Source organism: Enterobacter sp. MALB-1, assembly GCF_041021625.1.
GTDB classification, from domain to species: Bacteria; Pseudomonadota; Gammaproteobacteria; order Enterobacterales; family Enterobacteriaceae; genus Enterobacter; species Enterobacter oligotrophicus.
Genome location: NZ_JBDPJL010000001.1, coordinates 1,941,545 through 1,967,624, shown reverse-complemented (window position 1 = coordinate 1,967,624; position 26,080 = coordinate 1,941,545). Strand labels below are relative to the sequence as shown.

At 54.7% G+C, this 26,080-nt stretch carries 24 protein-coding genes; 10 read left to right on the top strand and 14 right to left on the bottom strand.

Going from position 1 to position 26,080, the window contains the following annotated elements; genetic code table 11:
• Positions 1 to 4 precede the first annotated feature (4 nt).
• Positions 5 to 1,342 carry a carbohydrate porin gene (locus tag ABGB15_RS09375; protein WP_215722202.1) on the bottom strand — a complete coding sequence of 446 codons (1,338 nt, stop codon included), beginning with the start codon at positions 1,340 to 1,342 and terminating at the stop codon, positions 5 to 7.
• A 436-nt stretch (positions 1,343 to 1,778) separates the two neighbouring features.
• Here ABGB15_RS09375 and ABGB15_RS09370 point away from each other — a divergent pair, with 436 nt between their 5' ends.
• The gene (locus ABGB15_RS09370) at positions 1,779 to 3,464 is read left to right on the top strand and encodes an alpha,alpha-trehalase (protein WP_215722203.1); all 1,686 of its coding nucleotides are present in this window, start codon (positions 1,779 to 1,781) and stop codon (positions 3,462 to 3,464) included.
• 60 nt (positions 3,465 to 3,524) lie between these two features.
• Here ABGB15_RS09370 and ABGB15_RS09365 read toward each other — a convergent pair whose 3' ends face one another.
• The gene (locus tag ABGB15_RS09365) at positions 3,525 to 5,630 is read right to left on the bottom strand and encodes a TonB-dependent siderophore receptor (protein ID WP_215722204.1); all 2,106 of its coding nucleotides are present in this window, start codon (positions 5,628 to 5,630) and stop codon (positions 3,525 to 3,527) included.
• Positions 5,631 to 5,744: 114 nt separating this feature from the next.
• Positions 5,745 to 5,999 (bottom strand): GlsB/YeaQ/YmgE family stress response membrane protein, encoded by a 255-nt coding sequence (locus tag ABGB15_RS09360; protein ID WP_010432765.1) that lies wholly within the window; start codon positions 5,997 to 5,999, stop codon positions 5,745 to 5,747.
• A gap of 205 nt (positions 6,000 to 6,204) precedes the next feature.
• On the opposite strand from ABGB15_RS09360, the gene ABGB15_RS09355 reads away from it, so the two are divergent.
• Positions 6,205 to 6,936 carry a flagellar brake protein gene (locus ABGB15_RS09355; RefSeq protein WP_215722205.1) on the top strand — a complete coding sequence of 244 codons (732 nt, stop codon included), beginning with the start codon at positions 6,205 to 6,207 and terminating at the stop codon, positions 6,934 to 6,936.
• Between the two features lie 38 nt (positions 6,937 to 6,974).
• On the opposite strand, the gene emtA is transcribed toward ABGB15_RS09355, so the two are convergent.
• On the bottom strand, positions 6,975 to 7,586 hold the full coding sequence (gene emtA / locus ABGB15_RS09350; protein ID WP_215722206.1) for a membrane-bound lytic murein transglycosylase EmtA: 612 nt from the start codon (positions 7,584 to 7,586) through the stop codon (positions 6,975 to 6,977).
• Between the two features lie 107 nt (positions 7,587 to 7,693).
• Here emtA and ldcA point away from each other — a divergent pair, with 107 nt between their 5' ends.
• Positions 7,694 to 8,608 carry a muramoyltetrapeptide carboxypeptidase gene (gene ldcA, locus ABGB15_RS09345; RefSeq protein WP_215722207.1) on the top strand — a complete coding sequence of 305 codons (915 nt, stop codon included), beginning with the start codon at positions 7,694 to 7,696 and terminating at the stop codon, positions 8,606 to 8,608.
• A 97-nt stretch (positions 8,609 to 8,705) separates the two neighbouring features.
• Positions 8,706 to 10,439: a potassium/proton antiporter gene (locus ABGB15_RS09340; protein ID WP_215722208.1), complete on the top strand. Its 1,734-nt coding sequence runs from the start codon at positions 8,706 to 8,708 to the stop codon at positions 10,437 to 10,439.
• Between the two features lie 96 nt (positions 10,440 to 10,535).
• Here the strand turns inward: ABGB15_RS09340 and dadX are convergent, their stop codons facing one another.
• The gene (gene dadX / locus ABGB15_RS09335) at positions 10,536 to 11,606 is read right to left on the bottom strand and encodes a catabolic alanine racemase DadX (protein WP_215722209.1); all 1,071 of its coding nucleotides are present in this window, start codon (positions 11,604 to 11,606) and stop codon (positions 10,536 to 10,538) included.
• A 9-nt stretch (positions 11,607 to 11,615) separates the two neighbouring features.
• The gene (locus ABGB15_RS09330) at positions 11,616 to 12,914 is read right to left on the bottom strand and encodes a D-amino acid dehydrogenase (RefSeq protein ID WP_215722210.1); all 1,299 of its coding nucleotides are present in this window, start codon (positions 12,912 to 12,914) and stop codon (positions 11,616 to 11,618) included.
• Positions 12,915 to 13,235: 321 nt separating this feature from the next.
• Here ABGB15_RS09330 and ABGB15_RS09325 point away from each other — a divergent pair, with 321 nt between their 5' ends.
• Positions 13,236 to 14,768 (top strand): SpoVR family protein, encoded by a 1,533-nt coding sequence (locus ABGB15_RS09325; RefSeq protein WP_152081367.1) that lies wholly within the window; start codon positions 13,236 to 13,238, stop codon positions 14,766 to 14,768.
• Positions 14,769 to 14,884: 116 nt separating this feature from the next.
• Here the strand turns inward: ABGB15_RS09325 and fadR are convergent, their stop codons facing one another.
• Positions 14,885 to 15,604, bottom strand: a complete 720-nt coding sequence (gene fadR / locus ABGB15_RS09320; RefSeq protein WP_152081368.1) for a fatty acid metabolism transcriptional regulator FadR — start codon at positions 15,602 to 15,604, stop codon at positions 14,885 to 14,887.
• Between the two features lie 201 nt (positions 15,605 to 15,805).
• Here fadR and nhaB point away from each other — a divergent pair, with 201 nt between their 5' ends.
• Together nhaB and dsbB are read left to right on the top strand one after the other, a co-directional pair.
• Positions 15,806 to 17,344 (top strand): Na(+)/H(+) antiporter NhaB, encoded by a 1,539-nt coding sequence (gene nhaB, locus ABGB15_RS09315; RefSeq protein ID WP_215722211.1) that lies wholly within the window; start codon positions 15,806 to 15,808, stop codon positions 17,342 to 17,344.
• Between the two features lie 142 nt (positions 17,345 to 17,486).
• Positions 17,487 to 18,017 (top strand): disulfide bond formation protein DsbB, encoded by a 531-nt coding sequence (gene dsbB, locus ABGB15_RS09310; protein WP_152081370.1) that lies wholly within the window; start codon positions 17,487 to 17,489, stop codon positions 18,015 to 18,017.
• A gap of 112 nt (positions 18,018 to 18,129) precedes the next feature.
• On the opposite strand, the gene ABGB15_RS09305 is transcribed toward dsbB, so the two are convergent.
• From ABGB15_RS09305 to ABGB15_RS09295, 3 genes are all read right to left on the bottom strand, one after another.
• On the bottom strand, positions 18,130 to 18,570 hold the full coding sequence (locus tag ABGB15_RS09305) for a YcgN family cysteine cluster protein (RefSeq protein ID WP_152081371.1): 441 nt from the start codon (positions 18,568 to 18,570) through the stop codon (positions 18,130 to 18,132).
• A 93-nt stretch (positions 18,571 to 18,663) separates the two neighbouring features.
• Positions 18,664 to 19,323 (bottom strand): fumarylacetoacetate hydrolase family protein, encoded by a 660-nt coding sequence (locus ABGB15_RS09300; RefSeq protein ID WP_152081372.1) that lies wholly within the window; start codon positions 19,321 to 19,323, stop codon positions 18,664 to 18,666.
• 47 nt (positions 19,324 to 19,370) lie between these two features.
• Positions 19,371 to 19,646 carry a YcgL domain-containing protein gene (locus ABGB15_RS09295; RefSeq protein WP_014832355.1) on the bottom strand — a complete coding sequence of 92 codons (276 nt, stop codon included), beginning with the start codon at positions 19,644 to 19,646 and terminating at the stop codon, positions 19,371 to 19,373.
• A gap of 123 nt (positions 19,647 to 19,769) precedes the next feature.
• Between ABGB15_RS09295 and minC the strand changes: the two genes are divergently transcribed.
• Genes minC through minE form a run of 3 tightly spaced genes read left to right on the top strand, consistent with a single transcriptional unit; the run spans position 19,770 to position 21,585 of the window.
• Positions 19,770 to 20,477, top strand: coding sequence for a septum site-determining protein MinC (gene minC / locus ABGB15_RS09290; protein ID WP_215722212.1), 708 nt, complete (start codon positions 19,770 to 19,772; stop codon positions 20,475 to 20,477).
• 22 nt (positions 20,478 to 20,499) lie between these two features.
• Positions 20,500 to 21,312: a septum site-determining protein MinD gene (gene minD / locus ABGB15_RS09285; RefSeq protein WP_003859938.1), complete on the top strand. Its 813-nt coding sequence runs from the start codon at positions 20,500 to 20,502 to the stop codon at positions 21,310 to 21,312.
• Positions 21,313 to 21,315: 3 nt separating this feature from the next.
• Complete coding sequence (gene minE / locus ABGB15_RS09280) at positions 21,316 to 21,585, top strand: cell division topological specificity factor MinE (RefSeq protein ID WP_010432714.1); 270 nt, start codon at positions 21,316 to 21,318, stop codon at positions 21,583 to 21,585.
• Positions 21,586 to 21,665: 80 nt separating this feature from the next.
• Here minE and rnd read toward each other — a convergent pair whose 3' ends face one another.
• The 4 genes from rnd to tsaB form a co-directional block, all read right to left on the bottom strand.
• The gene (gene rnd, locus ABGB15_RS09275) at positions 21,666 to 22,781 is read right to left on the bottom strand and encodes a ribonuclease D (RefSeq protein WP_152084385.1); all 1,116 of its coding nucleotides are present in this window, start codon (positions 22,779 to 22,781) and stop codon (positions 21,666 to 21,668) included.
• Between the two features lie 83 nt (positions 22,782 to 22,864).
• A complete protein-coding gene (fadD, locus tag ABGB15_RS09270) occupies positions 22,865 to 24,550 on the bottom strand; it encodes a long-chain-fatty-acid--CoA ligase FadD (protein WP_215722213.1) in 1,686 nt (561 codons plus the stop codon).
• Positions 24,551 to 24,753: 203 nt separating this feature from the next.
• Complete coding sequence (locus tag ABGB15_RS09265; RefSeq protein ID WP_152081375.1) at positions 24,754 to 25,335, bottom strand: Slp family lipoprotein; 582 nt, start codon at positions 25,333 to 25,335, stop codon at positions 24,754 to 24,756.
• 38 nt (positions 25,336 to 25,373) lie between these two features.
• A complete protein-coding gene (gene tsaB, locus ABGB15_RS09260; RefSeq protein ID WP_152081376.1) occupies positions 25,374 to 26,069 on the bottom strand; it encodes a tRNA (adenosine(37)-N6)-threonylcarbamoyltransferase complex dimerization subunit type 1 TsaB in 696 nt (231 codons plus the stop codon).
• Positions 26,070 to 26,080: the final 11 nt, after the last annotated feature.

Below are 26,080 nucleotides of genomic sequence, written 5' to 3'. Positions count from 1 at the left end.
TCCATCAGAAGTAATATTTGAAGCGCACGCGGCCGCCATAGCGATCGTCGTTTTTATCGTTACCTTCTTTAGGCGACGCGTTCACCCAGGACGCATACGCCCCCAGATAGATGTTGAAGTTTTTCATCTTCATCACGTTTGGGATCAGGTATGATGTATGGATGGTATGAATGTCATATTCGCCGGGATCGGTGATCCAGCAGTCGTTATCGCAATCCGCATCAAACGTGGAGGCGTTAAATTCATCGATTTCGTTGTGAGCATAGATATAACCCAGCTCAAAGTTGTGCCACAGGCCGTTAATCCCGGTGGTCAGGTCTGTCTCGTCAGCCGCATCCAGATAAGCCGTGTTGACATTCACGACGACGCCATCTTCCGGATCAGTTTTGAGCCCGTCCCAGGTGAGGGTAAAACCGTAGCCCGTGCGGTCAGACTGATCGACCCAACGCCCCGCATCATCCCGATATCCGTAAGCGTTGTTGACCAGGTTGGTCTCCATCGCCACGGCGGTTGAAAACGGCCCGTTCTGCCACGAAATGACCGGGCGCACGTATGCCACATTTTTGTCGTTTTCAAGTTCTGCACCGTGATAACGCTGATCGACAAACAGATCGCTTCCATCCTTAAACAACGTATTCAGCTCGAAATACCAGTTATCCAGCGTTTTGCTCATCAGGAAGTTACCGCCACTGTCGGTACGGCCACGTCCCTCTTTCAGCATATAGATATAACCGTAGCCGTCGCTGTAGAGATCGTCTGCGGTATTACCGGAATATTCAACAAAGGTATCCTGATTAAGCGGAAACATATCGTAGGCTTCGAAGCGTCCGACTTTCACTTCCCAGTCGTTTTCTGTGCCAAAGAAGAATACTGCATCATCAAGATACATTTGTCCGACGAGATCTCCCAGCGGCTGAACAGAGAAGCCGGCAAAATTACCGTTATCCATTTTTCGATAGCCATCAAAGCCGAGCAAAATACGTCCGTTAATATCCCAGCGCTCTTTATCTCCGGGAGCCCAGTCATTATTAGCGCTTTGCTTAACAGAGGTCAGACTGCCGGTTTTACTTGCTGCGTCCATATTAAATTCCACATCGCCGTAGAATTTAATATCACCGAAACCAGACAACGTGAGCTTCGGTGGCGCGTCTGCGTTTACGGGCTCCGCCGACTGTACTGCAACGGTTGTCGCTGGCTGGCTGGCCGCCTGCTGTTGTTTTAATTCCTGGATTTGCGCTTCCAGTTGCGCCAGTTTTTCTTCCACGCTCAATGGCGTTTGTGCAGCAAACAGAGCCCCCGAATAGAGCGCCCCCATAACGACAGCTATTTTATTTAGTTTCATAGAATCCATCCTGATAATAAAAGTAAACACCCAAAAAGATGAGTTCCGCAATTTCGTCTAAATGCCGACAAAGACGCTATTATGTTTTTTGGTATGGGTATTATGTTTTTTACTTTGTGTGACCCTCGCAGAAACTTTCCACCTATTTCCGCTTTAAAACAGAACGTGACTCACATTATTAAATACGGCTTCAATCCATAACCACAATCAATATTAAAAAGAATCTTTAATATAATATTTAATATCAATTATTCTTGGGGATTTATTCTCTTCAAAAATATTCTCCTGCCGCCCCTGCACTGCGACCGCAGCGGTAAATCGTCTGGTTGTGCGCAAAATGGGATGTTCAACACGCGAAGCGGGCAATATTCGTCTAAGGTTTTCAGGTGATTGACAACAGCGGTCACGCTGTTCAGCGAATACAGGAGATGAACCGATGATAAGACCTCGTAGACTACGCCCTGCTCTTTTGCATCTTGCGCTGGGAGGCGCACTACTCGTCGGCGTTACCACGTTGGGTTATGCAGACGATCAGCTAACGAGCCAGAAAACCTCACCCGACATTCTGTTTGGCCCACTCTTTAATGATGTTCAGAGCGCGAAACTGTTCCCGGATCAAAAAACCTTTGCGGATGCGGTCCCCAAAAGCGATCCACTGATGATTCTGGCGGATTACCGGATGCAGCGTACCCAGTCTGGTTTTGACCTGCGCCACTTTGTGGAAATGAACTTTACCCTGCCGACGGAAGGCGAAAAATATGTTCCCCCCGCAGGTCAGAACTTACGTGAACATATCGACGATCTGTGGCCTGTGCTCACCCGCACGACCGACAAAGCCAGCAAATGGGATTCACTCCTGCCGTTACCGAAATCCTACGTGGTGCCCGGCGGGCGTTTCCGCGAGGTCTATTACTGGGACAGTTACTTCACCATGCTGGGCTTAGCCGAGAGCGGGCACTGGGACAAAATCAGCGATATGGTGGACAACTTCGCCTATGAACTGGATACCTGGGGCCATATTCCTAACGGCAACCGCAGCTATTACCTGAGCCGCTCTCAGCCACCGTTCTTCTCTTTAATGGTGGAGCTGCTCGCCACCCACGACAGCGATGCGCTGAAAAAATACCGTCCGCAGATGGAAAAAGAGTATGCCTACTGGATGGATGGGGTTGACGCACTGCAGCCTGGCGACGCCAGCAAACGGGTGGTGAAGCTGGACGATGGCTCCATTCTCAACCGCTACTGGGATGACCGTGACACGCCCCGCCCGGAGTCCTGGCTGGATGATGTGACCACGGCCAAAAACAACCCGAATCGCCCGGCCACGGAGATCTACCGCGATCTGCGTTCTGCCGCCGCCTCAGGCTGGGATTTTAGCTCCCGCTGGATGGACGATCCGCAGAAACTCGGCACAATCCGCACCACCAGCATTGTGCCGGTGGATTTGAATGCGCTGATGTTTAAGATGGAAAAACTGCTGGCGCGGGCAAGCCAGGATGATGGCGATGCCGCCAGCGCGAGCAAATATGAAGCGCTGGCGACGGCGCGTCAGAAAGCGATTGAAAGCCACCTGTGGAATGAAAAAGAGGGGTGGTACGCCGATTACGATCTTAAAAGCAAAAAGGTGCGTAATCAGCTGACAGCGGCCGCGCTTTTCCCGCTTTACGTGAAAGCGGCGGCGCAGGATCGCGCCGACAAAGTCGCGGCGGCTACCGCTTCGCGCTTGCTGAAACCGGGCGGTATTTCCACCACCACAATCAACAGCGGCCAGCAGTGGGATGCACCGAACGGCTGGGCACCGCTGCAGTGGGTCGCGACCGAAGGATTGCAGAATTACGGGCAAAACAAGGTGGCGATGGATGTAACGTGGCGCTTCCTGAAAAACGTTCAGCATACCTATGATCGCGAACAGAAACTGGTGGAGAAATATGACGTTTCCTCGACGGGCACCGGCGGAGGCGGCGGAGAATATCCCCTGCAGGATGGGTTCGGCTGGAGCAATGGCGTGACGCTGAAAATGCTGGATCTGGTATGTCCGAAAGAGAAACCGTGTGACAGCGTGCCGGAGAATCAGCCTGCGGCGAACGACGATGTCGCGCCCGCGAAAAGTGCGGCGCAGTAATTCCCCTGCGGCCTGATGGCCTCACCCTACCCCTCTCCCACAGGGAGAGGGAAAAGGTCGTCAGAAACGGTAACTTGCTCCTAACTGATAGGTCCGGTCACGCCCAATCCAGCAGTGAGTCTCGTCGTAACAGGTCAGCGTCTCTTTGCTGGTAATATTCTGCGCACTGGCTTTTAGCGTCAGCCCTTCCAGCGAGGGCAAAAGTTCGCCCATCCGGTAGGATGCCGCCAGATCGTATTGCGTCGTGCCACCCAGTTTGCCCGCTTCGTTGGTCGGTGAAATCTCCATCGCCCCGGTATAGCGCACCCCGCCCCCCAGCATAAGTCCCTTTAGCGGCGTGCTGTCGAAGGTGTAATCCCCCCACAGGTTGAAGGCATTCTCCGGCACCTGCGTAGGGCGTTTCCCTTTGTATTTATCATCTTCCGTATTGATAGCGTGCGTGTAAGCATAGTTCGCAATCAGCGTCAGATTATCCGTCGGACGGCTGACGGCAGACAGTTCTGCACCTTTAGATTCCACTTCCCCGGTCTGGCGGTAGTTCAGGAAGCCTGGGTCGCTCGTCACCACATTTTTCTGGCGAATAGTGAACACCGACGCGGTAAAGGTGGTGGCGTACTCTTCCAGCAGGTATTTCAGACCACCTTCGACCTGCTTGCTGGTCGTCGGCTTAACGTCTTTCGCTGTCAGCGTTCCCTGCGGCGACACCGGGGCGAAGCCTTCGGCGTAGCTGATAAACGGTGAGAGGCCATTCCCGAAGGCGTAAAGTGCCCCCAGACGTTTGGTGAGACGATCCTGCGCCACCCATGCTTTGTCGTCGTGCTGCAGATAGTCTGTGGTGACAGAGCGGTAATCGTCATAGCGCAGGCTGGCCAGCAGGTTCAGCCCGCCAAATTCCACCTGATCCTGCAGGTAATAGCCATTCTGCTGGTAACTCAGGCGATTTTTCTGCGCGGTATAAAGCCCCAAATCGCCCGTGTGGATCTGCGAATAGTCAGGGTTGCGCATATCAATGCCCGGCGTGGTGGCGGACGCGTAGCGATAGCGGAAGTGCGAGTTCAGTTTCTGATAGTCAAACCCCGCCAGCAGGTGATGCTGCCATTCGCCCAGCGCAACCGTTTTGGTGACCTGGTTGTCAATGTTGAAGCTCTGAAGATTTTCATCCGTGGTGTAAGCAAAACGATTGAGTTGATAGACCTCGCTGCCCGGCCCTGTTGAATAGACGCTTCGCTGATGGGTATCGACATCGAAATAGCGCGCTTTCTGATTAACCCCCCAGCCGTTATCAAACTGATGCTCAAAATGGTAGCCCATCATCCACTGGCGCTGTTTGAAACCACTCCACTCATCACCGGCATAGTCGCGCCTGTCGGCATATTTCGAGCGCAGGTATGAAAGCGGCAACGGATCAGACGGCGACAGGCCCGGCGTATTTTGCGCCAGCGTATCGATTGTGAGACGCGTTTTGCTGTCCGGTTGCCAGGCCACAGACGGTGCCAGCAGATAATTTTCATCACGCGTGGTGTGTGGTTGATCGTCACCTTCCGTTGCTTTACCCAGCAGACGGTAGTTCCAGTCGCTTTCCGCAATCTGCCCGGTGGAATCAAGGAAACCCTCTTTCAGGTTGCGCGTTCCGGTGTTGAAGCCCGCCTCGGTGCGGGACGTTTTTTGCGGCTTTTTGCTCTGGATGTTGACCAGGCCGCCCGGCGATCCGCCGCCATAGAGCACGGATGCGGGTCCCTTCAGAATATCGACGCTCTCAATGAGCAGCGGATCGATACGCGCTTTGGTGTTCCCGGTAACGTTATACGGCAACTGAAGCCCATCGTAGAACTCCTGATCGACGGTAAAGCCACGGATTTTGTATTCGCTCATGTAGGACGTATTACCGCGCATCTCGGTCGATACCCCAGGGGCATAGCGCAGGATTTCGTTTACTGAACGGGCATGACGCTTCTCAATCTCCTGCGCTGAAACGGTGTTGATCACCTGCGGCGTTTTACTTTCAGCAACAGCCGATTTGGTGGCGCTGTTGGTCCAGACCGGGAGCGCGCTGTCCTGCTCAGCGCCCGTCACCACGAGGGTCGTTTCTTCGGCGAAAGCCGGTCCCTGCAATGCCAGCGCGACGGCTCCTGCCAACGCACATAACGCAAAACGTGAGGTGTTCATATTGTCGTCTTTATTATTAGATGATATTGGGAACGACAATTATTATCATTTAGGTAGGCAAATCAATATGGCCAAAAAAAAACGGCTCTCCAGGGAGAGCCGCTTTCGATAATCTTATGCCCGTCTGAGTAACCTGAATATGCCCAGCACGACGATTGCGCCGACCACTGCGACAAGGAAACTGTGCAGATCAAAGCCGCTGATACTGCCGCCGAAACCAAACATGGTAGCCAGCCAGCCGCCCACCACCGCACCCACGACACCGAGAACGCAGGTCAAAATAAAGCCGCCGCCATCATTCCCCGGCATGATAAGTTTAGCGATAGCGCCAGCGATAAGGCCAAAAATAATCCAGGCGATAATACCCATAGCGATGCCCTCTTGCAGGTTTAACGCATGTGCAGAAACGCTTCTGCGCAAGTCACTTAAGTATAGGCTATCGGCGTAAAACTGGTTTCATCTCACCGACTTAAATTGCTGCCGCGATGAAAAAACTCACAGGTTTGTATTAAGTTTCACATCAGGCTGCCGATAATTCAGAGACAGTCTGTCACACATCGAGGAGCCATCTGGCGTGAGTAATTACAGTGAGCAGTTCCTGAAACAAAATCCGCTGGCTGTATTAGGAGTGCTGCGCGACCTGCAAAAAGGTGAGGTGCCGCTGCGCATCACCTGGTCAACCAATCAGTTTATCAGCAAGATCCTTGATGTCTCGCCGGAGCGCCTGATTATCGACCTGGGTAGCCAGGAGTATGAAAACCGCGCGGCGCTACGGGCAGAAAAAATCTCGGTGATGGCAGAAACGCAGGGTGCAAAAGTGGAATTTATTCTGCCTCGTCTGGCGCTCAGCGAGTATCAGGGGCTGCCCGCTTTTGTCACATCGTTTCCCACTAACCTCTGGTTCGTACAGCGCCGCGAATATTTTCGCATCAGCGCCCCGCTGCAGCCGCCCTATTATTGCAAAGCCCGAATGCCGGACAAAAAGGAGTTCCGCTTCCGGCTCTTTGACCTGTCGCTGGGCGGGATGGGGGCATTGATGGACACGCCAAAACCCGAAGGGCTGGTCGAAGGCATGCGCTTCTCGCAAATTGAACTGGACCTGGGAGGCTGGGGACGGTTCTGGTTTGATGCGCAACTGATTGCCATCAGCGAGCGTAAAGTGGTGGACAGCAAAAACGAGACTATTACCACACCGCGTCTGAGCTTCCGTTTTCTGAATGTCGGGCCGGGTGCAGAGCGTGAACTGCAGCGTATTATTTTCTCGCTGGAACGCGAAGCGCGGGAACGTGCGAATAAAGTTCTGTAACGCGCGTCGGGCAGCGTGGCTGCCGCCCGACAATGGCTTTACATGGCATCCATCGCTTTCTGTACTTTCCAGATATAACGCGGAGCCTGTGGTGCCGGATGGTTCTTCACCACATGCTCAAAGAACTCGTCTTTGTCCATGCCGTTTATCTCTTCAATCGCTTCTTTGCGATCGGAGGAGAAAGTTCTGAGCAGCGCACCTGCGCCATTCACGTAAGAGACCACCAGCGCGTATTGCATCACCTCAGGATCTTCGATGCCTTTCAGCACCCCATGCTCCAGAATGCTCAGATAAGCCGTTCCCATTGAGATGTTGCGTTCCGGGTTTTTCAGCTCGCTGGTCGAAGGCTGTCCGCTCCAGCCCATGTAACGATAGACTTCTCTTCCGGCCGTCGAGGCTTTAAGCTGCATCAGCCCCACGGCATTTGATTTACTGACAAGCGAAGGGTTTCCCCCGGATTCCACCGCGATAATCGCCGTGACCAGACGCGGACTCACGCCCCAGGCTTTCCCGGCTTGTTCGCTGATTGGCATCCACTGCATCGCCCGTTTTACCGGCACTTCCGGGTTCCAGGGCGGGTTTTGATAATCATGTTTTGAACTACAGCCAGCAAGCAACACAATCAAAAAAGCAAACCATCTCAATTTCACGTCATCTATCCTTATAGCCGGTCATCGCGGTGCGCCGCCCCTTGAAGCGGGAAGCGTATAAGCGGCATGATATAGACAATTAGTTTCTCATTCAGCAAGGAATTGCCATGTCTCAGTTTCATCTCATTTCGCCGTCGGGCTATTGCATCAACCAGGACGCGGCACAGCGAGGCGTTCAGCGTTTACTGGAATCCGGCCATCGGGTAGAAAATCAGACAATTATCCCCCGCCGCCTGCAACGTTTTGCCGGAACCGACGCGCAGAGACTGAACGATATCAATAGCCTGGTAAACCTGAAGGACGAGAACACTATTGTGCTGGCGGTGCGCGGAGGCTATGGCGCGAGCCGGTTGCTGGACAGTATCAACTGGTCCGGGCTGGCAAAACGCCAGCAGCAGAACCCGCTGCTGATTTGCGGGCACAGCGATTTCACAGCGATCCAGCTTGGTTTACTGGCGTTGCATAACGTCATCACCTTCAGCGGCCCGATGCTGGCGGGGAATTTTGGTGCACCGGAGCTGGATGCGTTTACCGGGGAACATTTCTGGCGTGCGCTGGAGAACCCGGTATTCAGTATTGAGTGGCAAGGCCACGGGCCGCACCATGAGTGTGAGGGCCAGCTGTGGGGCGGAAACCTGGCGATGCTGGTGTCGCTGATAGGTACGCCGTGGTTACCGCAGATAGAGAACGGCATTCTGGTGCTGGAAGATATCAACGAGCACCCGTTCCGCGTCGAGCGCATGCTGCTGCAGCTTTATCATGCGGGTATTCTTGAGCGCCAGTCCGCCATCGTGCTGGGCAGTTTTAGCGGTGCGCTGCCCAATGATTACGATGCCGGATACTCTTTTGAATCAATGGTTGAGTTTATCCGTTCCCGGCTGGATATTCCGGTCATTAGTGGCCTGGAATTTGGTCATGAACAGCGGACCGTCACCCTGCCGCTGGGGGCGAAGGCGCACTTATTGCATCATGATTCAGGCAGTCGGTTAACCATCAGCGGTCATCCGGTTATAAAGGCATAAAAAAGCCGTTAAACCGCCTTAATAAAACGCTGTTTCTGTCGTTAATATGTTAGGGTTTTAATAACAGCATTAACATTGAGGTGGGAGTAATAAAACATTGGATGCCGCAGCGATAATCAGCCTTTTCATTCTGGGTTCTGTGCTTGTAACCTGTAGTATTTTATTGAGTTCATTTTCATCGCGTCTCGGCATACCTATTCTCGTTATTTTTCTTGCCATCGGCATGCTGGCTGGCATCGATGGCATTGGCGGTATCCCATTCGATAACTACCCGTTCGCCTACATGGTGAGTAACCTCGCGCTGGCCGTTATCCTGCTCGACGGCGGGATGCGCACTCAGGCAAGCTCGTTTCGCGTCGCATTAGGCCCGGCGCTGTCGCTGGCGACCGTCGGCGTGCTGATTACCTCTGGCCTGACCGGGATGATGGCGGCATGGCTGTTCCATCTGGACATCATGGAAGGTCTGCTGATTGGTGCCATTGTGGGCTCTACCGATGCGGCGGCGGTGTTTTCTCTGCTCGGCGGCAAAGGGCTGAACGAACGTGTCGGCTCAACGCTTGAAATTGAATCCGGCAGTAACGATCCGATGGCGGTATTTCTTACCATTACGCTGATTGAGATGATCCAGCAGCACGAGACGGGCCTGAGCTGGATGTTTGCCTGGCATATCCTGCAGCAGTTTGGTCTGGGGATTATTATCGGTCTGGCTGGTGGCTATCTGTTACAGCAGATGATCAACCGCATCTCCCTGCCTGCGGGTCTTTATCCCTTGCTGGCCCTGAGCGGCGGTATCCTGATTTTCGCCGTGACCACTGCGCTGGACGGCAGCGGCATTCTGGCGGTCTATCTCTGTGGTTTCCTGCTCGGTAACCGCCCGATTCGCAACCGCCATGCCATTTTACAGAACTTTGACGGCCTGGCCTGGCTGGCGCAAATCGGCATGTTCCTGGTGCTCGGCCTGCTGGTGACCCCCTCTGATCTGCTGCCAATTGCCGTTCCGGCGCTGCTGCTGTCGGCCTGGATGATCTTCTTCGCGCGCCCGCTGTCGGTATTTGCCGGTTTGCTGCCGTTCCGCGGCTTTAACCTGCGCGAGCGGGTATTTATCAGCTGGGTGGGGCTGCGCGGCGCAGTGCCGATTATCCTTGCGGTCTTCCCGATGATGGCCGGTCTGGATAATGCGCGGCTGTTCTTCAACGTGGCGTTCTTCGTGGTGCTGGTGTCGCTGCTGTTCCAGGGAACCTCACTGGGTTGGGCGGCAAAAAAGGCGAAAGTGGTGGTTCCGCCCGTCGGCTGGCCGGTCTCCCGCGTGGGGCTGGATATCCACCCGGAAAACCCGTGGGAGCAGTTTGTCTACCAGCTTAGCGCCGATAAGTGGTGCGTGGGTGCGTCGCTGCGCGATCTGCACATGCCTGCCGAAACGCGGATTGCGGCGCTGTTCCGTGACAATGCCCTCCTGCACCCGACCGGCAGCACAAGACTGCGCGAGGGCGATATTCTCTGCGTGATTGGCCGTGAGCGCGATCTGCCCGCGCTGGGCAAGCTGTTCAGCCAGTCGCCACCGGTTGCGCTGGACCAGCGTTTCTTTGGTGATTTTATTCTGGAAGCCAGCGCCAAATTTGCCGATGTCGCCTTGATCTATGGCCTGGATGAAGGCATGGAGTACCGGGACAAGCAGCAAACGCTGGGCGAAATTATCCAGAAGATGCTGGGTGCTGCGCCTGTCGTGGGTGACCAGGTGGAGTTTGCCGGGATGATCTGGACGGTTGCCGAGAAAGAGGATAACGCGGTGCGGAAAGTCGGCGTGAGGCCGATGGAAGAGGAACCGGAGTAGCGGTTTTTTGCCGGGTGGCGCTAACGCTTACCCGGCCTACGTCCGGGGATTTTGTAGGTCGGGTAAGGCGAAGCCGCCACCCGACACAACCCATCGTTACACCGTCACAACCGGCACTCTTGGTGCCAGCGCGCACATTAATTCATACCCCACCGTTCCTGCCGCAGTCGCCACGTCATCAATTTTGATTTCATTGCCCCACAGTTCGACAGGCGAGCCAATGCCTGCCTGCGGACATGGGGTCAAATCTATCGCCAGCATATCCATTGACACCGTGCCGACAGTGCCGGTACGTACCCCATCGACCCACACGGGTGTACCACTTGGCGCGATACGCGGATAACCGTCAGCATAACCGCCTGCAACGATCCCGATACGTTGCTCGCCCGTCGCCCGGTAGCGGCTGCCATAGCCTACCGTGTCTCCGGCTTTCAGAGTCTGTACGCCTATGATCTCACTGCGCAGGGTCATCACCGGCTTCAGGCCACTGTTGGCAATATCCTGCCACTGGCCGGACGGCGACGCACCGTACAGAATAATTCCCGGACGCACCCAGTCAAAATGCGCTTCCGGGTGCCAGAGCGTGGCCGCCGAGTTAGACAGCGAGCGCGGACACGCCAGCCCTTCTGCCGCCTGCTCAACACGCATCATCGCATCAGCAATGCCGTCTGGCTTTTCCGCGTCCGCGAAGTGCGCCATCAGCGTCATTTCACCGACGTTTTTCAGTGCGCGCAACTGCTGCCAGACCGTATGCACGCGCTCAGGCTGGAAGCCCAGGCGGTTCATGCCGCTGTTGACCTTGAGGTAGATGTCCAGCGGAGCGTGTAATTTCGCATCCTGCAGGGCTTTAACCTGCCAGTTGCTGTGAATGCTGGTCGTCAGCCGATACGTGTCCAGCAGCGGTAAATCATCCGCACGGAAGAATCCTTCCAGCAGCAGTATCGGCCCTTTCCAGCCGCGCTCGCGCAGCAGAATGGCCTCTTCCAGATTCAGTAACGCAAAGCCATCCGTGGAGCCGAGTGCGCTCCAGATACGATCGATGCCGTGGCCGTAGGCGTTGGCTTTCACCACCGACCAGACGCGTGAACCTGGCGCAGCACGGCGAACAATCTGCAGGTTATCTTTCAGGGCCTGCAAATCCAGCTGAGCCAGAATGGGACGGGACATGACGACTCCTTAATTATGCGCGCCGTGCAGGTGCTGTGGACGCGTTGGGGTAAAACCTGATTGATAGCGTGCGGCACTTAAATCGTCAAACGGAATTGCCGGAGTGCGCCCGGAGATCAGGTCACTCAACAGCTGACCGGAGCCGCAGGCCATCGTCCAGCCGAGCGTGCCGTGCCCGGTATTGGTCCACAGGTTTTTATACGGCGTGCGGCCAACAATCGGCGTGCCGTCTGGCGTCATCGGGCGCAGGCCGGTCCAGAAGGTCGCCTGCTCAATAAAGCCCCCGCGCGGGAAGAGATCCCCCACCACCATCTCCAGCGTTTCGCGACGCGGCTGCAGCAGCTCGGTATTGAAACCGACAATCTCCGCCATGCCCCCCACACGGATGCGGTTGTCGAAGCGAGTGATCGCGATTTTGTAGGTTTCATCCAGGATGGTTGACACCGGCGCGCCGCTCTCTTCTTTCACCGGAATGGTCAGTGAGTAGCCTTTCAGCGGGTAAACCGGAATATCGAGGATACCTTTCAGCATGGCGGTGGAGTACGAGCCAAACGCCATCACGTAGGCATCGGCTTTGATCACCTCTTCGCCACACTTCACGCCGTATATCTTTTCCCCTTCCGACAGCAGTTTATCGACAGCAGTGTTAAAGCGGAATTTAACGCCCGCCTGCTCGCACATGCTGGCCAGACGCTGGGTGAAAAGCTGGCAGTCACCGGTTTCATCATTAGGCAGGCGCAGGCCGCCGGTCAGCTTGTGCGCCACTTCCGCCAGCGCCGGTTCAACCCCGGCGAGCTGGCTGGCTTCCAGCAGTTGATAGGGTACGCCCGCATCTTCCAGCACCGCGATATCGCGGGTGGCGTTCTCATACTGTTGCGCGGTGCGGAAAAGCTGCAGCGTACCGCCCTGACGGCCCTCATATTCAATGCCGGTCGATGCGCGCAGCTCTTTCAGGCAATCACGGCTGTATTCCGCCAGACGCACCATGCGCCCTTTATTTTCCATGTAGTGGCGGGTATCGCAGTTGCGCAGCATCTGCCACATCCATTTAAGCTGGAACTGCGTGCCGTCGAGGCTTATCGCCAGCGGCGCATGACGCTGGAACATCCATTTGATCGCCTTCAGCGGGACACCAGGTGCCGCCCATGGCGCGGCATAGCCCGGAGAGATTTGCCCGGCGTTCGCCGCGCTGGTTTCCAGTGCAGGGCCGGATTCGCGATCGATAACGGTAACATCATGTCCCGCCTGACTTAAATACCAGGCGCTGGTCACGCCAACGACACCACTTCCCAGTATGACAACACGCATAGCCACTCCATAATGAGCAAAAGAACAATCATCTAATTACAGATTGATAACCTAGTTGAAAATATTATTCAACATACGACTTTTTTATGGTGACTTATCTCACATCCTCCCCTGTATACAGGGTAAAGGCTTATTTGCGATCTCGTGCTGCGCGTCATTTTTAACCAGCATAAAATGCTGGTCAGTGGGCTTTTTTTGCCGAATCAAAAATGGAAAATCGCAAAGAAAAAATTTCTGCTTCAGCACGTTTTTTAACACGTTGATCTATGCTTGAAAGGAGGCTCTCCAGACAGAGAGAGCACCAACAACGAGGGCGCGCTAATGGCTACTATTGATTCCATGTCCAGGGACAGCACACGTCTGAGCGATGGACCCGACTGGACCTTCGAGCTGCTGGATGTCTACCTGGCGGAAATTGACCGGGTAGCAAAACTGTATCGCCTGGATACCTACCCCCATCAAATTGAAGTCATTACGTCCGAACAGATGATGGATGCCTACTCCAGCGTCGGGATGCCGATTAACTACCCGCACTGGTCGTTTGGTAAAAAGTTCATCGAGACAGAGCGACTGTATAAGCACGGCCAGCAGGGGCTGGCATATGAGATCGTCATTAATTCCAACCCGTGTATCGCCTATCTGATGGAAGAGAACACCATTACCATGCAGGCACTGGTGATGGCGCACGCCTGCTACGGGCATAACTCGTTCTTCAAGAACAACTATCTTTTCCGCAGCTGGACGGATGCCAGCTCGATCGTCGATTACCTGATTTTCGCCCGTAAATACATTACCGACTGCGAAGAGCGCTACGGCGTGGATGAAGTGGAAAAACTGCTCGACTCCTGCCACGCGCTGATGAACTACGGCGTCGACCGCTACAAACGCCCGCAAAAAATCTCCCTGCAGGAGGAGAAAGCCCGGCAGAAAAGCCGCGAAGAGTATCTGCAAAGCCAGGTGAATATGCTGTGGCGTACCCTGCCGAAGCGTGAAGAGGAAAAAACCATCGCCGAGGCGCGTCGTTACCCGTCTGAGCCGCAGGAAAACCTGCTCTACTTTATGGAGAAGAATGCGCCGCTGCTGGAGCCGTGGCAGCGCGAGATCCTGCGCATTGTGCGTAAGGTGAGCCAGTATTTCTACCCGCAGAAACAGACGCAGGTGATGAACGAAGGCTGGGCGACCTTCTGGCACTACACCATCCTTAATCATCTGTATGACGAGGGGAAAGTCACCGAGCGGTTTATGATGGAGTTTCTGCACAGCCACACCAACGTGGTGTTCCAGCCCGCTTACAACAGCCCGTGGTACAGCGGCATTAACCCGTATGCCCTCGGCTTTGCCATGTTCCAGGACATTAAGCGCATTTGCCAGTCGCCGACGGAAGAGGATAAATACTGGTTCCCGGACATTGCCGGTTCGGACTGGCTGGAAACGCTGCATTTTGCGATGCGCGACTTTAAGGATGAGAGCTTTATCAGCCAGTTTATGTCGCCGAAAATCATGCGCGACTTCCGCTTCTTCACCGTGCTGGATGATGACCGGAATAACTACCTGGAAATTTCAGCGATCCATAACGAAGAGGGATACCGGGAAATCCGCTCTCGCCTCTCTTCTCAGTACAACCTGAGCAATCTTGAGCCAAACATTCAGGTGTGGAACGTGGATTTGCGCGGCGATCGCTCGCTGACGCTGCGCTATATCCCGCACAACCGCGCGCCGCTGGACAAAGGGCGCAAGGAAGTGCTGAAGCACGTGCATCGCCTGTGGGGGTTTGACGTACTGCTGGAGCAACAGAACGAAGATGGCAGCGTGGAGCTGCTGGAACGGTGCCCGGCGCGGTTGAATACGCTGTAGTACCGCTTTTTTTGCCCGGTGGCGCTGCGCTTACCGGGCCTACAAAACCCGTAGATCGGGTAAGGCGTAGCCGCTACCCGACGAAAAAAAACCTCTCATGCGAGAGGTTTTTTATTTTAGCGGCTCTGAATTGCTAAATCGCCCGGCAGCGTTTTCTGCATACGGTGCCAGATTTCACCGGAGTCATGGCCATAACGACGCACCGTTTCATAGACCTGATCGTGCAGACCTTCAGAACACAGTTTGCTCAGTTTATGGTAGAAACCCAGCGCCAGACTGCGGGCTTCAGGGTTGGCAAAATAGTGACGACCAATGCGGGTATACAGCCCTTTCATCCCGTTCAGGATCAGGCCGTAAATCGGGTTACCGGATGCAAACGCCAGACCACGGAAGACATTGTAATCCAGTGTTGCAAACGCATCGGCGTGATCTTCCACTGCATTCGCACTCGCCAGCACAGCGAGTGCATCTTCAGGATGCTGACGAAACGCAGTACGAATAAAGATGGTGGCGATGTTGGTACGCACGGAGAGCAGATTATCGATCAGCTGTGGCACACTTTCGTGGTCGAGACGCGCAAGCGTTTCAAGAATATTCAGCCCGGACGTTTCCCAGAAGTTATTCACTTTGGTTGGCTTGCCGTGCTGAATCGTCAACCAGCCATCACGTGCCAGCCGCTGAAGCACTTCGCGGAGCGTGGTACGCGTGACGCCAATCAGTTCAGAGAGTTCGCGTTCAGCAGGTAGAATTGATCCCGCAGGGAAACGATTATTCCAGATGCTTTCAATGATGTACTCTTCCGCGAAACCCGCCGGGCTCTGCGCCTTAATGACCATAGTGAGATTTCCATTACACAGCTTTAGCAAATTGCACTCATCATACCAGAGGCTCGCTAAGGCAGATAGCGCAGCAAAGTGAGAAAAGAGGGATCGCCGTTTCATTTTTGTGAAATTTACAAAATGGCTTTGCCGCCCTCTCCGTCGCCATTTTTGCGTATACTGATGTTTTGTCTCATTTGACGGGGAAGGACGTCTGTCGTGGAAATTTCATTTGGCCGCGCGCTGTGGCGCAATTTTTTAGGCCAGTCACCTGACTGGTACAAACTGACTTTACTGGTATTCCTGGTCGTTAATCCCGTTATTTTCGTTGTGAACCCGTTTCTTGCCGGGTGGCTTTTGGTTGCGGAGTTTATCTTTACCCTGGCGATGGCGCTGAAATGCTACCCGCTCCTGCCTGGTGGACTCCTGGCGTTTGAAGCCGTAGTTATCGGCATGACCCGCGCTGAGCATGTTAAAGAGGAGCTGGCGTCGAACCTGGAAGTCCTGCTGCTGCTGATGTTTATGGTGGCCGGGATCTACTTTATGAAGCAGCTGTTGCTGTTTATCTTTACTCGCCTGCTGTTAAGCATTCCCTCAAAAACCGCCTTGTCGCTGGCGTTCTGCCTTGCTGCCGCGTTCCTGTCGGCCTTCCTGGATGCGCTGACGGTGGTCGCGGTTGTGATCAGCGTCGCCGTCGGGTTTTACGGTATTTATCACCGGGTGGCTTCGTCGCGCCCCGGAGATGATCTGCAGGATGACAGCCACGTGGATATGCATAACCGCGAGGTGCTGGAACAATTCCGCGCGTTTCTGCGCAGCCTGATGATGCATGCGGGTGTCGGTACGGCACTGGGCGGCGTGATGACCATGGTCGGCGAGCCACAAAACCTGATCATTGCCAAAGCCGCAGGCTGGAATTTCGGTGAGTTTTTCCTGCGCATGGCACCTGTCAGCGTCCCGGTACTCTTCTGTGGATTAGCCACCTGTATTCTGGTCGAGAAATTCAGGGTCTTTGGCTATGGCGCGCAACTGCCAGAACCGGTTCGCCATGAGCTGCATTCGTTTGATCTGCAGAGCCGCCGCCAGCGAACTCGTCAGGAGACGTTGCGCCTTATTGCCCAGGGGATTATTGGCGTCTGGCTTATCGCGGCGCTGGCGTTCCATCTTGCCGAAGTCGGTTTGATTGGTTTATCCGTCATTATTCTCGCCACCACCTTTACCGGCGTAACGGATGAGCATGCGATCGGCAAAGCCTTTACCGAAGCCCTGCCGTTTACCGCGCTGCTGGCGGTATTTTTCGCCGTTGTCGCGGTGATTATCGACCAGCATCTGTTCGCGCCGATTATCGCCTTTGTACTGCAGGCCGCACCGGACGCGCAGCTTTCGCTGTTCTATTTGTTTAACGGCCTGCTGTCGTCGATTTCCGATAACGTGTTTGTCGGGACGGTCTACATTAACGAGGCCAAAGCTGCAATGGAGCAAGGAACCATCAGCGCCGGACAGTTCGAACTGCTGGCCGTGGCGATCAACACCGGCACCAACCTGCCATCGGTGGCAACACCTAACGGCCAGGCCGCATTCCTGTTCCTGCTGACCTCAGCGCTTGCGCCACTCATACGGCTTTCCTATGGAAGGATGGTGTGGATGGCCCTGCCCTATACGCTGATGCTGACACTTGTTGGCTTGCTGTGCGTCAAAATTACCCTCATTCCTTATACGCACTGGTTGATACAAGCGGGTATACTTGCTGCGCCTTAAAACACGCATAGCGGGCAGTTTGCTGCCCGTTTGCCTTTTCGCATGATAAACATCCAATTACGTTTATTTCGTCAGGTACAGGTGGCGCGAAAAACGAATTCGTTTACACTGCGCTTTCTAAGCATGTTCCAGGGAAATGATTATGTTGAGATTTTTAAACCAGTGCTCCCGCGGTCGCGGAGCGTGGTTGTTAATGGCCCTGACCGCCTTTGCGCTGGAAATGGTCGCGCTGTGGTTCCAGCACGTGATGGGGCTGAAACCTTGCGTGCTGTGCATTTATGAACGCTGCGCGCTGTTCGGCATTATGGGGGCAGGCCTGGTGGGTGCGATTGCCCCAAAATCGCCGTTACGCTACGTCGGTATTGCTGTCTGGCTGTACAGCGCCTGGAAAGGGATTGAGCTTTCCTGGCAGCACACCATGATGCAGCTGCATCCGTCACCGTTTATGACCTGTGATTTCGCCGCCCGCTTCCCGAGCTGGCTACCGCTGGATAAATGGCTGCCGCAGGTGTTTGTGGCATCCGGTGACTGTTCAGTCCGTCAGTGGGAATTCCTGACGCTGGAGATGCCACAATGGCTGGTGGGTATCTTTGTGGCCTACTTCGTTGTGGCGCTGCTGGTATTGATTGCGCAGCCGTTCAAACCGAAGAAACGCGATCTTTTTGGGCGCTAATTTGCCCGGTGGCGCTTCGCTTGCGCGGGCCTACGATTGTGTAGGTCGGTAAGCGTAGCGCCACCCGACACAACAGCGCATAAAAAAACCCGCCTTAGCGGGTTTTTTATTATCAACGATTGGGATGGTTCATAATGTGGTCTTCCCAGTCCCGCACCTCAGACTCTTTCACCGCAATGTGGCGCACGGAAATACGCTCGCCGTGCATCGCCGCTTTAGAGCCGGTCAACAGTGGATGCCATGTCGGCAAATCCTTTCCTTCCGCCAGCAGACGATAGGCGCAGGTATGCGGCAGCCATTCAAACGTTGGCAGGTTTTCGCGGGTTAGCTTGATGCAGTCCGGCTCATATTCGAAGCGGCGCTCGTAGTTGCGGCATTGACAGGTTTTGATGTTGAGCTGCTTGCAGGCAACGTTGGTGAAATAGATCTCGTCGGTATCTTCATCCATCAGCTTATGCAGGCAGCACTGCCCGCAGCCGTCGCATAACGACTCCCACTCCACGTCGGTCATTTCGTCGAGCGTTTTACGTTGCCAGAAAGGGATGTCGTTCATCAGGATGTCCACACGTCAAAAGAAAGCGCACCTTATAACGAGTCTGGCACGTTGATGCAAGTTTTGCCGCCCGATAAAGGCGGCAATATGCTTTTACAGCACGCGGGTTTTCAGGGAAAGGCCATTAAAGCTGACGTCCAGTTCGTCGCCACCGTGAAGCGGGCCGACGCCTTCAGGCGTACCGGTCAGAATCACATCGCCCGGTTTCAGGGTAAAGTAGCGGCTCATATAGGCTATCAGCGGCACGATCTTGTGGATCATATCTGCGGTTGTTCCCTGCTGGCGGATCTCGCCGTTCACCTTCAGGCTGAGCGGGGTGTTCTGCGGATCGTCGGTAAACTCTCCTGCCGGCACAAAGCCCGAAATCGGGCAGGAATTATCAAAACCTTTGGCTTTTTCCCACGGCTGCCCTGCTTTCTTCATTTTACCCTGAACGTCACGCAGGGTGAGATCCAAAGCGACACCGTAACCGGCAATGGCTTTCTGCACATGCTCTTCGGAAGCCTGACGCAGGGTTGCACCGATGAGCACGGCCAGCTCCACTTCATGATGAACGGACCCCAGTCCCTGCGGTAGCGCCAGCGGCTGACGAATATCGCAAAGCGCGGTCTCTGGCTTTATGAACAGCACCGGCTCTTCTGGCGTCGCGCTGCCCATTTCCTGAATGTGTTTGGCATAGTTGCTGCCGACGCAGACCACTTTGCTGACGGGATAATCCAGTAATGCACCTTGCCAGTTATGATGTTGATACATGGTCGACCCCTAAACGGTTGATGTGTTGTTTCCGGAAGCGTCCCGGACTATTTCTTTCCGTTCACCTCAAGATGCTGTTTTAATAAATTCTCGGGTGGTGGTGGAAGCTGTAAATAATAGCCTTGCTCGGTTAATGCCGTTTTCACTTTTTCCAGATCGGCATTCACCAGTTTCTTACGCCCATCCAGCGGTAACAGCATGGCTAGCTGTGGCCGGCCAAAACTTTTCATTAATTCTTCAGGCACGCGGGAAAAATCGTCTTTCTTTTCGACATACAGGTAGGTCTGGTCGCGGCTTGTACTTCTGTAGATCACACAAAACATGTTTTTACTCTGAATTAATGGGTGGTTGCTTGCCTCAATATACTCCTGACTATAACATGCCTGATACTCTTCGGAATATCGCAGCGACGTGTTGCGGTTAATAGCAAATTGAGTAAGGCCAGGATGTCAAACACGCCCATCGAGCTTAAAGGCAGTAGCTTCACCTTATCAGTGGTTCATTTGCATGATGCAAAACCCGAGGTTATTCGTCAGGCGTTAGAAGACAAAATTGCGCAGGCTCCCGCATTTTTGAAACATGCCCCCGTCGTCGTCAATGTCAGTAGCCTGGACGCTCCCGTTAACTGGGAGCTGCTCCAGCAGGCCGTCTCGTCGACCGGGCTGCGTATTGTTGGCATCAGCGGCTGTAAAGACGCTGAGTTAAAAGCAGAAATTGACCGCGCAGGGCTGCCGCTTCTTAACGAAGGTAAAGAAAAAGCCCCACGTCAGGCTCCTGTCGCCGCACAAACAGCCCCGCCTCCGGTGCAAAACGCTACTTCCGTCACAAAAACACGATTGATTGATGTGCCGGTTCGTTCCGGTCAGCGTATTTATGCGCCAAACTGTGATCTTATTGTTACAAGCCACGTCAGCGCTGGCGCAGAACTGATTGCAGATGGCAATATTCACGTCTACGGTATGATGCGTGGGCGAGCGCTCGCAGGTGCAAGTGGCGATCGGGATGCACAAATATTTTGTACTCACCTGACGGCGGAGCTGGTGTCCATCGCAGGTGAATATTGGCTGAGCGACAAGATCCCAGCCGAATTTTATGGCAAAGCGGCTCGCCTGCTGTTAGCAGACAACGCTTTGACCGTTCAACCGTTAAATTGATCCCTTTTAACAAGGAATTTCTATGGCACGCATTATTGTTGTGACTTCGGGTAAAGGAGGCGTTGGCAAGACCACCTCCAGCGCGGCCATCGCTACTGGTTTGGCCCAGAAGGGAAAGAAAACTGTCGTTATCGATTTCGATATCGGCCTGCGTAACCTGGACCTGATCATGGGCTGTGAGCGTCGCGTTGTGTATGACTTCGTTAACGTCATTCAGGGCGATGCCACGCTTAACCAGGCGCTGATTAAAGACAAACGCACCGAGAATCTCTACATTCTCCCGGCTTCTCAGACCCGTGATAAAGACGCGCTGACCCGCGAAGGCGTGGAAAAAGTGCTCGACGATCTGAAAAAGATGGAGTTCGACTTTGTGGTCTGTGACTCCCCTGCCGGTATCGAAACCGGTGCGCTGATGGCACTCTACTTCGCCGATGAAGCGATCATCACCACCAACCCTGAAGTCTCATCCGTTCGTGACTCTGACCGAATTCTGGGTATTCTGGCCTCCAAATCCCGCCGTGCGGAAAATGGCCAGGAGCCGATCAAAGAACACCTGTTGCTGACCCGCTACAATCCGGGTCGTGTGAACAAGGGTGATATGCTGAGCATGGAAGACGTGCTGGAGATCCTGCGCATCAAGCTGGTTGGCGTGATCCCGGAAGATCAGTCCGTGTTGCGCGCGTCTAACCAGGGTGAACCGGTTATTCTGGATACACAGGCAGACGCGGGTAAAGCGTATGCGGATACCGTAGACCGTCTGCTGGGAGAAGAACGTCCTTTCCGCTTCATTGAAGAAGAGAAGAAAGGTTTCCTCAAACGCCTGTTCGGAGGATAAGTTATGGCATTACTGGACTTTTTTCTCTCGCGGAAAAAAAGCACCGCCAACATCGCTAAAGAGCGTCTGCAAATCATCGTTGCGGAGCGTCGTCGTAGCGACGCCGAGCCGCACTACCTGCCGCAGCTGCGCAAGGACATTCTGGAAGTGATCTGTAAATACGTGCAGATTGACCCGGAAATGGTCACCGTACAGCTTGAGCAGAAAGACGGGGATATTTCGATTCTGGAGCTTAATGTGACGCTCCCGGAAGCGGAAGAGTCGCGTCCGTAGGTTTGTGATTTCGTAGCCCCGGTAAGCGTAGCGTCACCGGGAAAATGTGCCGGGCATGGTTTCATGACCCGGCATAGTCTTTATCGTGGGTATGCTTCCAGCAGCGTATTCAGGCGATCGGCCATCAATTCCCCGCGCCAGCCCGCCACCATCTCCGGCAGCCCATTTTGTGGTTTCAGCTTCCAGTGCCAGTTCAGCAACTGGTTAATCTGACGCCGTGAGGCCAGCAGTTCCGCGCTCAGTTTACTTTCGCTCGCCACGTCCTGCACCAGCGCCTTTATGTCCTTGAACGCTTTACGATAGCCCGGCATGTCCATCAGATTCAGCAGTGACTCCGGCAGTGCGTCATCCGGCATTTGCTGCGCTTTTGCCACCAGCGCAAGCAGCGTTTTGCCATGGAAACGGATCTCGCTACCGGAAAGCCCGATGCTATCCAGCTCGCCCATGCTGCCAGGCATATAGCGCGCAACCGCCCAGAGATGCTCTTCACGCACCACAAAGTTAACGGCCAGGTCGCGCTCGCGCGCTTTACGCAGACGCCAGTCGGCCAGCAACTGCAGGCATGCCAGCTGACGCGTGCGGAGCTGCCATGCGTTGGTGATATCGCGCCACGCATCCTTTGGATCAACCACTTCCTGACGGCGTAGCTGCGTCATACGACACTCATCCAGTGCGGCTGGCAGCCATCCGGAGGCGTCGGCCTCTTTCATCAGCTGTCCGGCAATGGGCAGCAGGTAGAATACGTCAGCCGCCGCATATTCCAGCTGACGCGCCGTCAGCGGGCGGGCGAGCCAGTCGGTGCGGGATTCGCTTTTGTCCAGCACTAAGCCCGTGTACTCCTCCACCATGGCCGCAAACCCCCACGACAGCGGGCGATTGCTGAAGGCGGCGAGGATCTGCGTATCAATCAGAGGCTGCGGCATGATGCCAAAGGTGTTGAGAAACACTTCCAGATCTTCACTGCCCGCGTGCAGGTATTTGGTCACGGCAGTATCGAGCAGCAACTCACGCATCGGCGTCCAGTCGGTAATACCGAGAGGGTCGATCAGCGAGACGTGTTTGCCGTCGTACATCTGAATCAGCCCCAGCTGCGGATAATACGTGCGGGTACGGACAAATTCCGTATCCAGAGCGATAGCGGGAAAATCGCGCGTCACCTCGCACAGCGAAGCCAGCTCGTCATTGGTAGTGATCATCTGGTAATTCAAATCGGACTCTCTTTTGTTTGCGCCCATAAAAAACGCCGGCTTAACCGGCGTCTGGGCGATTAACGTGAAGCTCAGGCCTTATTGTCCACTTTGGCACGGGCTTCGTCACGTAATTCTCGTCGTAATATCTTCCCGACGTTGGATTTTGGCAGCTCATCGCGGAATTCAACCAGCTTCGGCACCTTGTAGCCTGTCAACTGACGTCGACAGAAGGTGATCAGCTCGTCCTCTGTCAGCGAAGGATCTTTTTTGACCACAAAAATCTTCACCGTCTCACCGCTGCTGCCGGAAGGGACGCCCACTGCCGCCACCTCAAGCACACCGCTGTGCTGCATCACCACGTCTTCAATTTCGTTCGGATAGACGTTAAAACCGGAGACGAGGATCATATCTTTTTTACGATCAACGATGCGCAGGAAGCCTTCATCATCCATCACGGCGATATCGCCAGTGTGCAGCCAGCCGTCTTTAAGGATTTCGTCGGTAGCATCCGGGCGCTGCCAGTAGCCCAGCATAACCTGTGGGCCTCTGACGCATAGCTCGCCCGGCTCGCCATGGGGTACTTCATTACCGTCATCATCGACCAGTTTGGCTTCGGTCGATGGCACCGGCAAGCCGATGCTGCCGCTGTGGTGGTCGATATCGTGCGGGTTAACGCTGACCAGCGGCGCGCATTCCGTCAGCCCGTAACCTTCCAGCAGATATTGCCCGGTGAGCTTCACCCAGCGCTCAGCAACTGCCTGCTGAACAGGCATCCCGCCGCCTGCGGAAAGGTGCAGCGTGGAGAAATCAAGCTGCTGAAACTCTTTGTTATTAAGCAGCGCGTTAAACAGCGTGTTTACGCCCGTCATGGCGGTGAACGGGTATTTCGCCAGCTCTTTCACCAGGCCCGGAATATCGCGAGGGTTGGTGATCAGCAGATTCTGCCCGCCCAGCTCAATAAACAGCAGGCAGTTCATTGTAAGCGCGAAAATGTGATACAGCGGTAGCGCGGTCACCACCAGCTCTTTGCCTGGATGCAGGAGCGGTCCATAGGTCGCGTTCACCTGCTCAAGGTTTGCCAGCATGTTGCGATGCGTAAGCATTGCCCCTTTGGCAACACCTGTGGTGCCCCCCGTGTATTGCAGGAACGCCAGATCTTCAGAAACAACCTCCGGTTTGACGTACTGCATACGGTAGCCAGCATGGAGTGCGCGGCGGAACGAGATGGCATCCGGCAAATGATATTTTGGCACCAGACGCTTAACGTACTTAACGACGAAGTTCACCAGCGTGCCTTTCGCCGTGGAGAGCTGGTCGCCCATGCGCGTCAGGATAACGTGTTTAACCTGCGTTCTCTCGACCACTTTTTCCAGCGTATGGGCGAAGTTCGAGACGATGACAATCGCGGCCGCGCCGCTGTCATTCAACTGGTGTTCAAGCTCGCGCGGCGTGTAGAGCGGGTTGACGTTGACGACAATCATCCCTGCCCTCAGTATCCCGAACAGCGCCACCGGGTACTGCAACAGGTTTGGCATCATCAGCGCGACGCGGTCCCCTTTTTGCAACCCCAGCCCTTCCTGCAGATAAGCAGCAAACGCCCGGCTACGCTCTTCCAGTTTACGGAAGGTCATGACTTCGCCCATATTCACAAATGCCGGCTGGTCAGCGTAGCGTCTTACCGAATGTTCAAATAATTCAACCAGGGATTGATAACGGTCAGGGTTGATCTCCGCAGGCACATCTGCGGGATAACGGTTAAGCCAAACCTTCTTCAATGCATCACCTCTGAAATGAGCGTTCGTCGTCATCACAACCCCGATAATAAACAGTTCGTTAACATTATATTAACTCAGCGTACCAGTTTATTAATTACCCAGATTTAAGGTTGCGAAGCGCGTCACTCTTTTTTTTCGTTTTATCCGTAAAAAAACAGAGACAGCGGCTGAGCCGCTGTCTCTTTTCTAGTAATAACAGTAAGTTACTCAGTTACGATGGTTTGAACCTGTGCTGGACCAGGGTTGTACCAGCCCCATCCGCCATAACCGTAACGATACGGGTGTGGACCCCACATCCACGGATCGATCGGCTGCGGCGGCATCACCACCTGCTGCGCAATGCGCCAGCGTTTGTAACCGTTCACCTGCATGGTCATAAATTTGTACGGCGTATTGCCGATTTTACCCTGCTCCGAACCGGTGATGGGCCCTACCACCGTGACCAGTTGCCCACGGAAATCAACCGGGTCAAGGAAGCCACTGACGTCAGCATAGATCCGCCCACGCGAAGCCTCGCCCAGCATTGGCCGCGCACCGCTATCCAGTGGCACAGTCGCAATCTCCAGGCGGGTTTTGCCCTGCTGGTTTACGACCTCAACCACCTTACCGCCAAACCGCGCTTCCTGGCCGACATACAGCTCAGGCGCATTCATCACGCGAACCAGATCCTGCTGTGGCGTAGGGCTGCTGCCCTTAATCGCATCAGGAACGGTTACACACCCGCTCAGTGCTATGGCAACCACGCCTGCCATAAAAAGGCGTACAACTTTAGTCTGAACCGCCATGATGCGACTCCTTTTTTCTCAGTTCCTGTTACTGAGATTCATTCGCGGCCTGGAAGTTTCTTCCACGCAACCGTGTTTCGCAAATAAACCGGCTCGGCGTGTTCAACGGCCACGGTTTTTCCTGCCGCCAGCAACTGACGGGCAATTGGGAGCATATCCTCCGCAGCGGGAAGAAGCATGTTGCCATCCACCAGCGTTAAACCGGTGCCGTTCGCCATCTCCGGCCAGGCGGGCCAGCCGGTACCGACCGTTGCCCACTCGCCGGACAACTGCTGCAGACGTTCAGTTACCGCCTCCGGCTTAAGTACCGCTTCTGTCTCTTCACCGTGCCAGACGCCGTTTTCATCACGGGTATATTCAGCCCAGTAGACTTCCCCCATGCGGGCATCAATCGCTGCCAGTACGCGGGTTGCGCCGGTCATTCGCCATGCGCCCTGCGCCATGGTCGCCAGCGTGGAGACGCCGATCATCGGCAGATCAGCGCCCAGCGCCAGCCCCTGCGCGATACCAATCCCGATGCGCACGCCCGTAAAGCTGCCAGGGCCACGGCCATAGGCCAGCGCATCAAGTTCGGTTAAGGCAGTGTTGCCCTCGGTCAAAATCGCTTTCACCAGGGGCAGAATACGTTGGGTGTGTTCCCGTGGGCACTCTTCGAAATGAGCACAGATAGCACCGTCGTTCCACAGGGCAACAGAACAGGCCTCTGTAGCGGTATCAATAGCCAGAATTCGCATCAGTCGTCGCG

Excerpts from the sequence above, each read along its gene's own strand:
- ABGB15_RS09375 (WP_215722202.1), bottom strand. The coding sequence starts at position 1,342 with ATGAAACTAAATAAAATAGCTGTCGTTATGGGGGCGCTCTATTCGGGG.
- ABGB15_RS09370 (WP_215722203.1), top strand. The coding sequence starts at position 1,779 with ATGATAAGACCTCGTAGACTACGCCCTGCTCTTTTGCATCTTGCGCTG.
- ABGB15_RS09365 (WP_215722204.1), bottom strand. The coding sequence starts at position 5,630 with ATGAACACCTCACGTTTTGCGTTATGTGCGTTGGCAGGAGCCGTCGCG.
- ABGB15_RS09360 (WP_010432765.1), bottom strand. The coding sequence starts at position 5,999 with ATGGGTATTATCGCCTGGATTATTTTTGGCCTTATCGCTGGCGCTATC.
- ldcA (WP_215722207.1), top strand. The coding sequence starts at position 7,694 with ATGTCTCAGTTTCATCTCATTTCGCCGTCGGGCTATTGCATCAACCAG.
- dadX (WP_215722209.1), bottom strand. The coding sequence starts at position 11,606 with ATGTCCCGTCCCATTCTGGCTCAGCTGGATTTGCAGGCCCTGAAAGAT.
- ABGB15_RS09330 (WP_215722210.1), bottom strand. The coding sequence starts at position 12,914 with ATGCGTGTTGTCATACTGGGAAGTGGTGTCGTTGGCGTGACCAGCGCC.
- ABGB15_RS09325 (WP_152081367.1), top strand. The coding sequence starts at position 13,236 with ATGGCTACTATTGATTCCATGTCCAGGGACAGCACACGTCTGAGCGAT.
- fadR (WP_152081368.1), bottom strand. The coding sequence starts at position 15,604 with ATGGTCATTAAGGCGCAGAGCCCGGCGGGTTTCGCGGAAGAGTACATC.
- dsbB (WP_152081370.1), top strand. The coding sequence starts at position 17,487 with ATGTTGAGATTTTTAAACCAGTGCTCCCGCGGTCGCGGAGCGTGGTTG.
- ABGB15_RS09305 (WP_152081371.1), bottom strand. The coding sequence starts at position 18,570 with ATGAACGACATCCCTTTCTGGCAACGTAAAACGCTCGACGAAATGACC.
- ABGB15_RS09300 (WP_152081372.1), bottom strand. The coding sequence starts at position 19,323 with ATGTATCAACATCATAACTGGCAAGGTGCATTACTGGATTATCCCGTC.
- ABGB15_RS09295 (WP_014832355.1), bottom strand. The coding sequence starts at position 19,646 with ATGTTTTGTGTGATCTACAGAAGTACAAGCCGCGACCAGACCTACCTG.
- minC (WP_215722212.1), top strand. The coding sequence starts at position 19,770 with ATGTCAAACACGCCCATCGAGCTTAAAGGCAGTAGCTTCACCTTATCA.
- minD (WP_003859938.1), top strand. The coding sequence starts at position 20,500 with ATGGCACGCATTATTGTTGTGACTTCGGGTAAAGGAGGCGTTGGCAAG.
- minE (WP_010432714.1), top strand. The coding sequence starts at position 21,316 with ATGGCATTACTGGACTTTTTTCTCTCGCGGAAAAAAAGCACCGCCAAC.
- rnd (WP_152084385.1), bottom strand. The coding sequence starts at position 22,781 with ATGATCACTACCAATGACGAGCTGGCTTCGCTGTGCGAGGTGACGCGC.
- ABGB15_RS09265 (WP_152081375.1), bottom strand. The coding sequence starts at position 25,335 with ATGGCGGTTCAGACTAAAGTTGTACGCCTTTTTATGGCAGGCGTGGTT.
- tsaB (WP_152081376.1), bottom strand. The coding sequence starts at position 26,069 with ATGCGAATTCTGGCTATTGATACCGCTACAGAGGCCTGTTCTGTTGCC.